Source organism: Bradyrhizobium sp. STM 3809 (genome assembly GCF_000239795.1).
In the GTDB taxonomy this organism is placed as follows: domain Bacteria; phylum Pseudomonadota; class Alphaproteobacteria; order Rhizobiales; family Xanthobacteraceae; genus Bradyrhizobium.
Genome location: NZ_CAFJ01000575.1, coordinates 1 through 2,905, shown reverse-complemented (window position 1 = coordinate 2,905; position 2,905 = coordinate 1). Strand labels below are relative to the sequence as shown.

Below are 2,905 nucleotides of genomic sequence, written 5' to 3'. Positions count from 1 at the left end.
CTCATCAATGGCTCCCAATGGATAGTGATCGAACGAAGAACTCGGCAGGCGGTGTTCCGTTGCGGGGCTGCCCGTCGCAGTCCGTTCGGTCCCCGGTCATCCGCCAGCCTGAACACGGCGACGGTTGTGGAGCTTACCGAAGGCGGAATGACGGCGGAATGACTTTGTCTGGGGAATGCGCAGCTTCCTCGCGCGCCCGGTCCGGCCGAGTGCACTGCGACATTCACAACACTCACCGAGGCGTGAGTAGGCGCCGGCCCGATCGACATTATGCTCCCGACTTCCGTTCGCGAATGGCCGTCCCCGGGTTCGTCGCGTGTGGCCATCCGCGATCCGTCCAACGAACAGCGCAGCCCCGCCTGCGTGGTTGGGAAGCGCCTCACAAGGCATGAGGGAGCGAACGACGATGGCCACCTATCACAGCAATGTCGCTGCACATGTCCGGCCGGGCGACGAGGTCGCGGCCGAGATCACGATTCGCAAGATCGACTTTTCCAGTCTGATGCGCGCGCTGCGGCTCGGCTGGGACGACTTCAAGGCTGTTCCAAGCCACGCTCTGATGCTGTGCGCGATCTATCCCGTGCTCGGCCTGGTGCTGGCACGCGCCGTGTTCGGCTATGCGGTGCTGCCGCTGCTGTTCCCGCTGGCAGCCGGCTTCGCCCTGCTCGGCCCGTTCGCGGCGCTCGGTCTCTACGAGCTCTCGAGCCGGCGCGACCGTGGTGAGGAGGCCAGCGCCTGGGACGCGTTCGAGGTGCTGCGCTCGCCGTCCTTCGGCTCGATGCTCGGGCTCGGCACCCTGCTGCTGGCGCTGTTCGTCAGCTGGGTGGCGACCGCGCAGGCGATCTATGTGGCGGTGTTCGGCTATGGCGGAGCCGCCGGTGTGAGCGATTTCGTTCAGCGCGTCTTCACCACGCCGCAGGGATGGTGGCTGATGGCCGTCGGCTGCGGCGCCGGCTTTCTGTTCGCGCTGCTGGCGCTCTGCCTCAGCGTGGTCTCCTTCCCGCTGATGCTCGACCGCCACGCCGGCGCCCTCGAGGCGGTCGTGACCTCGCTGCGCGTGGTGGCGCAGAATCCGATCCCGGTCGCGACCTGGGGCCTGATCGTCGCAGTGCTGCTGATCGCCGGCACGATCCCGTTCTTCCTCGGCCTCGCCGTGGTGATTCCCGTGCTCGGCCACGCCACCTGGCATCTGTACCGCGAGGCGATCGCGGTCCATCCGGACGCCGCGCCGATCGCGCCGCCGGCACCGCGGGCGCCGAAGCCAGCCGCGGATTTCCCGGCCAATCTCTTCCCGTGGCGCTCGCGTGACCAGATGTGAGGACGGTTGCATGAAGGTGGTTTTGCCGCCGGCCTTCGGGCCGGCGGTTATGCTGCTAACCCAGTCGTTGAAGGCTGAAACCGCGGAGGCGGCTCACGAAAACCGACGCCAACGTGATCGGGCGGCCTTGTTGCTGCCGCGGTTACGCCCGACATGGAGCAGGTCCCCGCTCCTTTTTGATGTCATTGCCGTCCAGGTGTTTCGATGACTGTCCGCATTCTCTCGGCCTCTGCCTGCCTCGCCATCCTGATCGCCCTTTCGGCGCCAGCAACTGCAGCCGTCCCATGTGGCACCGGCAACTTCGACGGCTGGCTGGCGGAATTCAAGACGGAGGCTGCCGCCAAGGGAATCTCGCAGACCACGATCAATGCGGCCTTCAGCGGGCTCACGCCCGACCAAAGCGTGCTGAACCGCGACCATAGCCAGAAGGTGTTCAGCCAGACCTTCGAGGAGTTTTCCGGCCGCATGGTGCCGCCGCGCCTGACCCGCGGCTCCAACATGCTCAAGCAGTACGGCTCGGTGCTGTCGCGGATCGAGCAGAGCTATGGCGTGCCCGGCGAGGTGCTGGTCGCGATCTGGGGACTGGAGACCGATTTCGGCGTCAATGTCGGCAAGTTTCCGACCATCCGCGCGCTGGCGACGCTCGCCTATGACTGCCGTCGCGCAGAGCAGTTCCGCGGTGAGCTGCTGGATGCGCTGCGCATCGTCGACCGCGGCGATCTGCAGCCCGCGGAGATGCGCGGCGCCTGGGCCGGCGAGATCGGGCAGACGCAGTTCATGCCGTCGTCCTGGATCAAATATGCCGTCGACTTCGACGGCAACGGCAAGCGCGACCTGATCCGCAGCGCGCCCGACGTGCTCGCCTCCACCGCGAACTATCTGAAGGGTTATGGCTGGCAGAAGGGCAAGGATTGGGAGCCGGGCAGCCCCAATTTCGCGGTCATCCAGCAGTGGAACAAGAGCGAGGTCTATGCGCGGACGATCGCGACCTTCGCGACCCAGCTGGCGCGCGCGCCATAGGCCGGGCAGAGCAACGGCCGATCGCGCGATGCGACCGGCCGGTCGTTCGGTGATGCGGTGGATGCAAGGGTTACTTCATCATGCCCGCCTGCATCGCCTTGGTCAGATGCATGCTGCACGCGCCCATCTTGCCGCTGAGCAGCGCATCCTGCGCCGCCGCGATCTCCCGCTGCGCCATGAACCGGGCGTCGCCGTCGGCCATGGCCTCGATGGCCGTCTCGGTCTTTTCCAGGTTGGCCCCGCTGCAGCCCGCCGCATGCATCCGCGCCGCCTGAGCCGGGCCGAATCCGATCATGGCCGCGGTGATGAGCGCGGCGCCCAACAGTTTGCTCTTCATTGTTCTTCCTCGCTGGTACGGCGACTTCGGCATCATCGCCGAAAGCCGCGACACTTTGTCGCACCTCCGCGAGAGTCTCGGGAAATGAAATCCCTGCGAGCGGTGTGTGAACGAGAAGATCTTTGCGACAGCGGCGCCTTAAAAAATGAACATGAATTCATCTCAGATCATCCATGCATATGCAGATGGTGTTGAAGCGAGTGGCCGGCGCGATCACAGCGAGCGATGGT

3 protein-coding genes are annotated in these 2,905 nt (G+C 65.7%); 2 read left to right on the top strand and 1 reads right to left on the bottom strand.

Annotated features, from left to right (window positions below; genetic code table 11):
• Positions 1-406 precede the first annotated feature (406 nt).
• Together BRAS3809_RS26080 and BRAS3809_RS26070 are read left to right on the top strand one after the other, a co-directional pair.
• Positions 407-1,318, top strand: a complete 912-nt coding sequence (locus BRAS3809_RS26080; protein ID WP_035658687.1) for a DUF2189 domain-containing protein — start codon at positions 407-409, stop codon at positions 1,316-1,318.
• A 204-nt stretch (positions 1,319-1,522) separates the two neighbouring features.
• Entirely contained in the window at positions 1,523-2,338 is an 816-nt protein-coding gene (locus BRAS3809_RS26070; protein WP_008965010.1) for a lytic murein transglycosylase, read from the top strand.
• 70 nt (positions 2,339-2,408) lie between these two features.
• On the opposite strand, the gene BRAS3809_RS26065 is transcribed toward BRAS3809_RS26070, so the two are convergent.
• Complete coding sequence (locus BRAS3809_RS26065; protein WP_240535769.1) at positions 2,409-2,675, bottom strand: hypothetical protein; 267 nt, start codon at positions 2,673-2,675, stop codon at positions 2,409-2,411.
• Positions 2,676-2,905: the final 230 nt, after the last annotated feature.